7 protein-coding genes are annotated in these 8,643 nt (G+C 40.2%); 3 read left to right on the forward strand and 4 right to left on the reverse strand.

What is annotated here, in order from left to right; genetic code table 11:
* Positions 1–3,072, forward strand: a 3,072-nt coding sequence (locus J6U00_RS00040) for a beta-L-arabinofuranosidase domain-containing protein (RefSeq protein ID WP_296577327.1), incomplete at its 5' end; no start/stop codon positions are given.
* Positions 3,073–3,278: 206 nt separating this feature from the next.
* Here J6U00_RS00040 and J6U00_RS00045 read toward each other — a convergent pair.
* Positions 3,279–4,832 carry an ABC-F family ATP-binding cassette domain-containing protein gene (locus J6U00_RS00045; RefSeq protein WP_296577329.1) on the reverse strand — a complete coding sequence of 518 codons (1,554 nt, stop codon included), beginning with the start codon at positions 4,830–4,832 and terminating at the stop codon, positions 3,279–3,281.
* Positions 4,833–5,278: 446 nt separating this feature from the next.
* Between J6U00_RS00045 and J6U00_RS00050 the strand changes: the two genes are divergently transcribed.
* Together J6U00_RS00050 and J6U00_RS15120 are read left to right on the forward strand one after the other, a co-directional pair.
* The gene (locus J6U00_RS00050) at positions 5,279–6,115 is read left to right on the forward strand and encodes a hypothetical protein (protein WP_296577331.1); all 837 of its coding nucleotides are present in this window, start codon (positions 5,279–5,281) and stop codon (positions 6,113–6,115) included.
* A 107-nt stretch (positions 6,116–6,222) separates the two neighbouring features.
* Complete coding sequence (locus tag J6U00_RS15120; protein ID WP_365717560.1) at positions 6,223–6,651, forward strand: radical SAM protein; 429 nt, start codon at positions 6,223–6,225, stop codon at positions 6,649–6,651.
* 188 nt (positions 6,652–6,839) lie between these two features.
* On the opposite strand, the gene J6U00_RS00055 is transcribed toward J6U00_RS15120, so the two are convergent.
* The 3 genes from J6U00_RS00055 to J6U00_RS00065 form a co-directional block, all read right to left on the reverse strand.
* The gene (locus J6U00_RS00055; protein ID WP_296577333.1) at positions 6,840–7,148 is read right to left on the reverse strand and encodes an AAA family ATPase; all 309 of its coding nucleotides are present in this window, start codon (positions 7,146–7,148) and stop codon (positions 6,840–6,842) included.
* Positions 7,111–7,725, reverse strand: a complete 615-nt coding sequence (locus J6U00_RS00060) for an ABC transporter transmembrane domain-containing protein (RefSeq protein ID WP_296577335.1) — start codon at positions 7,723–7,725, stop codon at positions 7,111–7,113. The genes J6U00_RS00055 and J6U00_RS00060 overlap by 38 nt, the downstream gene beginning before the upstream one ends.
* A gap of 95 nt (positions 7,726–7,820) precedes the next feature.
* Entirely contained in the window at positions 7,821–8,435 is a 615-nt protein-coding gene (locus J6U00_RS00065) for a TetR/AcrR family transcriptional regulator (protein ID WP_296577337.1), read from the reverse strand.
* Between the last annotated feature and the right edge of the window lie 208 nt (positions 8,436–8,643).

Here is an 8,643-nt window from a genome sequence, read left to right on the forward strand (position 1 = left end):
AATACAAAAGGTGCAAAACGTTACGGCGGCTGGGAAAACACCAATATCGCCGGTCACGCCATAGGTCATTACCTTACTGCTCTGGCGCAAGCCTATCGGCACCCGGAGCTTTCGGACGCTCAGCGTGCAGCTGTGAAGTCAAGAATGTACACCCTAATAGACGGTATGCGGGAATGTCAGAAGAATTCCAAAGGTAAGCAGGGCTTTGTATGGGCAGCTTCTCACCCTAACGGAACGAGTGTGGAGGTACAGTTCGACAATATTGAGGTAGGAAAAGCAAATATCATCGATGAGGCATGGGTACCGTGGTATACCATGCACAAGCTCATCGCAGGCATAGTTGATATATATAATGCTACCGGCTATGCTCCGGCAAGGGATCTGGGCTCAGGTCTAGGAGACTGGGTATATAATCGCTGCAAGACTTGGGACTCTAGGAAGCACAGTACGGTCCTCTCTATAGAATACGGTGGGATGAACGACTGTCTCTACGACCTGTACATGATAACAGGCAAGGACGAGCATGCTGCAGCTGCTCATTATTTTGACGAGACCAATCTCCATGAGGCGGTACTGAAGGGCGGCTCAAATGTACTCAATAACAAGCACGCAAATACAACTATCCCAAAGTTTCTCGGAGCGCTCAAGCGATACATCGCTCTTGACGGTAAGACTGTAAACGGCGAGACTGTGGACGCCTCCCGCTATCTGCAATATGCTGAAGCTTTCTGGGATATGGTCACGACTCATCACACCTACATAACAGGCGGCAACAGTGAATGGGAACATTTCGGCATGGACGATGTACTTGATAAGGAGCGTACCAACTGTAACTGTGAGACCTGCAACTCATACAATATGCTCAAGCTCAGCCGTGAACTGTTCAAGATAACAAAAGACAGTAAGTATATGGATTTCTATGAGAATACATATTATAATTCTATCCTCTCATCACAGAATCCGGAAACGGGTATGACCACATATTTTCAGCCTATGGCAACTGGATACTTCAAGGTATACAGCTCACCCTTTGATCATTTCTGGTGCTGTACAGGAAGCGGTATGGAAAGCTTTACCAAACTTGGAGACACTATCTATATGCATGGTGATGATACTCTTTACGTCAATATGTATCAAAGCTCTGTACTCACCTGGGCTGACAAGAGTATGAAGATAACTCAGGAAAGCTATATCCCAGAGGGGGACACTTCCGTATTTACAATTGAAGGCACCGGTATCGTAGACTTTCGTTTTCGTATTCCCAACTGGAAAGCAGGCAATATGACCATAAAGGTCGATGGCAATAAATACCAATACAGGACAATTAACGGCTATGCTCAAGTAACAGGTGAGTTTAGTACAGGTGATGTTATAGAAGTCAATATACCAGAGGAGGTAAAAGCTTACTCACTCCCTGATAAGAATACGGTATACGGCTTCAAATATGGTCCTATCGTTCTTAGTGCAGAGCTTGGGAAACAGAACATGGCAACAGGTTCAACAGGTATGTGGGTGACTATCCCCAAGGAACAGATAGCTCCCTCGGAGAATATCCGTATCTCAGATAATAATACCACTGTAAGCACGTTTATGGCAGATATAAACGATCATCTTGTAAAGGATGACAGTTCACTGAGATTTACACTCAAGGGCACCGACCACGACCTTACGTTCACACCTCATTACCGACAGTACCAACAGAGATACGGTATTTACTGGAATTTCCAAAGCAGCAGTACTGCTGTTGACAGGCCTACACGTTCAAAGAAAACAGTTGTAGATACGGTTCAGCCGGGGTATGGTCAGTATGAGAATGATAATCTACATAATATGCAGGAGTCCAACACTCAAGGAATCACTGACGACAGCACATACCGTTATGCCAAAAGCGGTGGTCACTTCAGTTACCGTATGGCTGTTGACGAGGACGCAGACTACAATATCCTGACTGTCAAATTCCGCAAGGCCGACAACATGAAAACTATACGCATAACTGTCGGCGATGCGATAATATGCAGAAAAGAACTCTATTATCAGGGTGATGATGAAGTTTATGAGCTCAATTACATCATACCTCCAGAGCTGATTGAAAAATACAGTGAGCATATAACAGTTGACGGAGAGGAGTACGATGTGGTCACAGTGGACTTTTCTTCTGATAATGATGAAGAATCTGCAAAGATATGCGATTTTATCTATATAACAGCCGTAAAGCCTCTATACGAGTATGACAATAACATTGCCTATTTTGTTGACTGCGGCGATCATAACCGCTACACCGTTACTGGCAGTGATAAGCTTGGCCGCTACAACAGCGTTACAGATCAGATTTTTGGTCCTGATGAGGTAACAGGCGTCGTTTGGGGACTTTTGGACGATGCAGAAGATAAATATGACGGAGGTTCAAAGAGTGGCGGACTCTATACAGCCAATACCTGGTGCGACGAATACAACACCTCTGACAACAGGGACAAGACTGCATCCTTCCGCTATACAAAAAATCAATACGAGAATAACATGGAACGTACAATTTCCTATGGATTCTGGCTCCCTGCAGGCAAATATGAGTTGGAGATGTGTTTCAGCGATCCATGGGGCTGCTCCACAAAACCTTATGTAAAAACAGCCGGTGATACTAACTTTGAAAAGCTCCTTATTGAAAACTGTCCAACAGACAGTAAGACACCTTCTGTCTGCAAGCTTGATATTGCAAATGATGGTATTGTTGATATTTGCATCTACTCCGAAGATAAAGCAATTAACATCAATTATATCATTATTCGTACACTTGAAACTGCTTCTCTGCCAACAGTTACCTCTTCTATAACAGATATACTGGCAGGCGATACCAACTGTGACGGTAAGGTTGACCTTGCAGACGCTGTACTTATCATGCAAAGCCTTGCAAATCCAAATAAGTACGGCATAGGTGGTACAGCCGACAAGCACCTTACAGATCATGGCATTATCAACGGTGACGTTGACAGTTCCACAAAGGGACTTACCTCTAATGATGCTCTCCGCATACAGGAGTATCTTCTGCATAAGATCACTTCACTTGAAGTTATATAAAGAAAAACTATATCAGAACTGCCACTAAAGCTTTGTTATTTGAATAGGAGTGAAATACAGGCTTTTTTATATCGCTTTACTGCCTTTAAGTAGTGTGCCTTTAATGTGCATAATGCCTCTTCTAGAACGTAACTTCTTAAAAGTAATCCTCCACCAAGTTTGAATTCTCAATGATAACTATCTTAGATTTATATTTTTCTTAAAGCTCAGATTATCTTTGTAGACCATTCCTCGATATTCCAGATATTATCAGCAATATCCATATAAAACTCAGGTTCGTGACTGACGATGAGAACAGTTCCCTTGTATTCCTTTATGGCTTTTTTCAGTGATTCTTTAGCATCAACGTCAAGATGATTAGTCGGCTCATCGAGAACGAGCAGATTTACCTCGCGTAGCATTATACGGCATATTCTCACCTTAGCATTCTCACCACCTGAAAGCACTCTCATCTGCGAGGTGATATGCTCGGTAGTCAATCCGCACTGTGCAAGCGCTGCACGTACTTCCGCATTTGTCATAGATGGATATTCCTCCCATATAACATCAAGAGCAGTTTTGGAAGTGCTTTCCTCTTCTTGCACAAAATATCCGTACTCAACGAACTGATCATGCTCAACGTATCCGGATATGGGAGGTATTATTTTCAACAGCGTTTTCAGAAGAGTGGTTTTTCCGATACCGTTCACTCCGCGGATAGCTATTTTCTGCCCGTTTTCTACCTTTACTGAGATAGGCTTGGTAAGCGGTTCATCATACCCGAGAACAACGTTTTTGCAGTCAATGACTACACGGCCTGGAGTACGAGCTTTTCGGAACGAAAATGTCGGTTTGGGCTTTTCTCGCATAAGAGTTATCTTATCCATTTTATCAAGCTTCTTCTGGCGTGACTTAGCCATGTTCGTGGTTGCAACACGAGCTTTGTTGCGTGCGATGAAGTCCTCAAGGTCTGCAATTTCTTTCTGCTGCTTTTCATAAGCTTGCTCAAGCTGTTTCTTTTTAAGCTCATACATACGGACAAAATTGTCATAGTCTCCAGTATATCGTGTCATAATAGCATTCTCAACATGGTACACAACATTTATTACACTATTCATAAATGGAACATCATGAGATACAAGTATGAACGCATTCTCATAGTTTTGCAGGAAATTTGTCAGCCATCTGATGTGGTTCTCATCAAGAAAATTAGTAGGCTCGTCGAGAATGAGTATCATTGGATTTTCTAGCAATAGCTTAGCCAGAAGCACCTTTGCACGCTGGCCTCCTGAAAGTTCAGAGACATCTTTGTCAAGACCTATCTCGTTAAGGCCTAGACCGTTTGCATACTCAGATATTTTTGCGTCAATTGTATAATAACCACTATAGTCAAGTATCCCCTGTATCTCGCTGACTTCTTCCATCAACTCGTTCATCTCGTCATCTGAGCAGTCAGACATCTTGTCATAAAGTGAAAGCATTTCAGCTTCAAGTTCACTGAGGTAGTCAAAAGCTTCACGCAGAACGTCACGGATAGTCTTTCCTTTTTCAAGAGTGCTGTACTGGTCGAGATAGCCAACTGTAATATGTCTGCACCACTCTATCTTTCCTTCATCCGGCTGAATTTTGCCCATAATAATATTCAGGAATGTGGATTTACCTTCTCCGTTAGCACCAACAAGTCCAACGTGTTCACCCTTCAAAAGTCTGAAAGATGCGTCATTAAGTATTTGTCTCGCACCAAATCCGTGGGTAATGTGTTCAACATTTAATATGCTCATATCTATCCTCCATTTTTGTTATGAACTTATTATACTATATATTTGCGTTGTAATCAAGTAGAAACTGTAACATAAATGACCACCGTGGCTAAATGCGCCTCAGTTAAATTTACTGCTGTACATTTTATATTTTATACTCCATAAAAGTACAGTAATATAGGCCAATACCGCCTCTTTACTGCTGGTCAGCAGCAAAAGCTGAAAGCAGAACTGATATAACTAGCAGCACTGCAGAAGCAGTAATATAAAAATATTTTGATATTAATAAAACTCATAATTTTCAGGTCTGTTACAATACTATTTGACATAAATAAATCAATCACATTTTAAACAGATATTACTAAACGTCAATATAATTGCTGTGATACGATGTACATAGAAGATGATTTTCACATATTCATCACAAATTAATGATATTATTAATTATAACACAGGAGGAGGATTTTATGAATTATATGTCAAAAAGGGTATTAACTCTTTCTTTTACTTTTTTCTTGTTCTTGATTTCGGCAGTAAGCTGCGGTGAAAAGAAAGCTGTCATTAAAACAGAAAAAGAAAAATTAAAGCCGAGACCTAAACTTGTGGAATATGCTCCTACAGATGAGATTAGAAATGCATCACTGTCATCGGGGCTTATCCAAATCGGCAATGACGTTTTTAGAAATGGCGGATACTATACAGTTGGACAACTTATGAAGGAACTTGAAGGAAAGTATGAGTTTAAAGGTGGAATAGACATTGACGGAGTACTTGTGGGCGATGAGGAAAAAGTCGGAATATATCTGCCTATAGATGTCCAGATATCTGACGAAGGTATTCCAGCATATGATATAGCTCTATATTACAGCAATCTGAAAGCTGAAGCTGGAGAAAAAACACCTGTTAAGGATGCTATTGTATATAAGATCGGCATTAATGTATTGGACTATGATGTTTTTGATGAGATATGGCATCCTGGAGCTATAAAGGCATTTCCTGCCGAAATAGAGTTCTCAGAAATTGCTGATGTATATGAGAAGAACGGCTTGAAAAAGATTGATTCGGAGAACCTCTTCATTGACTGCAGTAAAAGTCATGAATATAATGTTTATACAGAGTATAATAAGTCTGCGAAACCGAATGAATCAGCAGCAAGTGCAATGATTCGCGGTTCAGAAAAGAATTTGTATGGAGTATATCCGATATTCTATTATGAATTTGCCTATGAAGATGATTCTAAGAAAGTATTAAGTTTTCAATGGGATAATATTTTTTCTACGTTTTATGACGACGATGAAAAGTAGGAACTCTTATTAGTGTGATATTCTTTTTTTATAATAAAGCTCGATGACAACTATGAATTAAATACATTTGATTAGAGGGATGTGGATGCAGAAACAAAAGCAAAAACATGTTTTTGCAGAAGAATATTACCCACAGATGCAGTCATTGCTATCAGGACGAATACGGCTCAGAGCTAACTTTTGATTCACTAAAAAAGATTTTGCACCAGTACATAAACTTCTATGATAAAAACAGCTTCTGTGGACACATCAACTTCACAGGCGGTGAACAGTTGCTTTCTGAATATCTATTTCCTCTCATGGAACTTTGTGACATAAATAATATCACTTTTGGATTGCTGACAAACAGCACTCTTATAGATTTAAATACATATGTATTTTATCTTAGTCTGTATAACGCATTCACATATATTAATCCAGCTTTACACCCAAAACGTACAACTCGTTCATTCATTTCATTCGGACACAGCAGTACCTCGGGCGTCAGTAGTTGTGACAGCTGCAGTAGTTGCGGAGGCGGGAGTGCAGGCAGATAACAACTTAATATAATATTTAAAACTCAAAAAAATATATAATATATATCCATAAAGCCATAATTGATTCATTAAAGCAAAGATATGTATGCTTAATAACCTTCATAAAAAATCTCAGATAAGTGCATCCATTTACGGAGGCACTTATTTTATTGCAAATGATGATGTTTTAACACTAACTACTCCGCTACTCAAATGAAAACAATCTGCCTTTTTTCAATCCGAAGTTTGTAATCACAGCATTGTTCAATAAACTCAGGATCGTGAGTAGAAACAAGTACAGCGCGGCCTGTTTCTGCAAGCTGACGCAAAAGTTTTCCAACTCTTTCCATATGAGCGTAATCAAGTCCCGATGTTGGTTCGTCAAACAGCAGTAACTCTTCACCTGAAGCTATTGCAGATGCTATCGCTACACGCTGTTTCTGGCCACCGGAAAGCGCCATAGGATGAGTGTCCTTGTATCTACGCAGCTGTATCATTAAGCTTTTTGGTCTTTTCAACGGATAATTCATATCCGCCTTTGCTTCTTGCAAACATAATGACAGCGCATATAAGACCGATTGAAGCGGCTAAAAGGTTAGCCATCCCTAACCGCCAATCAAGCAAAATCAGATATATGAACATGATGACGGGAAGAAGGATATTTGCCGTAAACTCTGGGACAATATGCGCCAGAGTCGTTTCCATGGAATCAACCCTGTCAACAATAATGTTTTTGTAGCTGCCGCTGTTATCATTCAGCACTGAGCCAAGCGGTATCCTTGACAGTTTTTCACATAGCTGTATACGTATGCTGCCCAGCACGTTAAAAGTTGCCATATGAGATAATGAAGTCGAGAACGAATGCAAAGTTATCCTTATTAACCAGCATACGCCCATAAGTAGCGTCTGCTTCAAGTAATAGTCCCATTCTCTGTTCCCATCAAGAAGCTTTTCTACAATATCCGCCATGATAAGATAGGGAATAAATGACGCTGCTACGCCAAATACAGCAAGCACAACACTTTCACTGAAATATCTTCTCTTTCTCCCTGCAAATTCAATTATCCAGGACAATAAATTGCGTTTCTTTTTCATTTTTTATAATTCGCCTCCATTTATGTTTGCACACGCTAACCATTTTGCCATTTGATAGGGAAACGCTCATAATGCGTTTCCCTTGATTTGATCGATTAAAGACCGAATAAAGCCTTCCATGCCGGAAGATAAAACTTTTCGAGCGTATGAGCGTAGTGCATGGCTTCATCTTTTGTGAAATCATGTATGACTGTCTGAAATATCGCTTCAACACTTGACGTCACAAGCAGATGGAACTCTTTTTCATCTATTTCACTGACAGCGAGCCCGCTTTTCTTAAGTGTACTCATATATCGAATCGTGACTTCTTCCTCAAGTATCGCTATGTCATGAGTGAAATTTTCATATTTTGTACCCTGAGATCTGCAAACGATCAGCTTGAACTCGTCAAAATGGTCATAGATGTATTCCATAAATCTAACAGTTTCCATCTTATCTTCCCATATAGATTCCAATGTTACCTTACCTATCTCATCAAAGTAGTCGTCCTCTATCTCGTGAAAGCAATCCAAAAGCCCTTCTATCGCAGGATCAACCAGCGATGCAAACATTTCCTCCTTACTGGAGAAATGCTTATACAGACCGCCTACCTGAATGCCTGCCTCAGTTGCTATTCTTCGGAGTGAAGTATCAGTAAAACCGTACTGCATAAACTCTTTTTTGGCAGCCTCTATGATCCTTTCATGGCTCTGCGTCTTGTCTCTCGGCATAAACAAGCCTCCCGAAAAGTAAATGAACAGTGTACACCAACGTTATAAGTATACACTGTTCTCTTTCGCTTGTCAAGTGGTTTTTAGAGTATATGGTAATTCAGGGCGATTTTTTCCGTTTTGAATATTTTTCAAATTGGTAAACTTTTATCTTTCGTGCTTTTTAACCTGTTAACAGTTATAAATATAAGAACAGGAGTAAACATTA

The sequence above is a fragment of the Ruminococcus sp. genome, from assembly GCF_017650195.1.
In the GTDB taxonomy this organism is placed as follows: Bacteria; Bacillota; Clostridia; order Oscillospirales; family Ruminococcaceae; genus Ruminococcus.

Bases quoted from the DNA above. Each gene is read 5' to 3' on its own strand.
- J6U00_RS00065 (WP_296577337.1), bottom strand. From the start codon at position 8,435: ATGCCGAGAGACAAGACGCAGAGCCATGAAAGGATCATAGAGGCTGCC.
- J6U00_RS00045 (WP_296577329.1), bottom strand. From the start codon at position 4,832: ATGAGCATATTAAATGTTGAACACATTACCCACGGATTTGGTGCGAGA.
- J6U00_RS00050 (WP_296577331.1), top strand. From the start codon at position 5,279: ATGAATTATATGTCAAAAAGGGTATTAACTCTTTCTTTTACTTTTTTC.
- J6U00_RS00060 (WP_296577335.1), bottom strand. From the start codon at position 7,725: ATGAAAAAGAAACGCAATTTATTGTCCTGGATAATTGAATTTGCAGGG.
- J6U00_RS15120 (WP_365717560.1), top strand. From the start codon at position 6,223: ATGTTTTTGCAGAAGAATATTACCCACAGATGCAGTCATTGCTATCAG.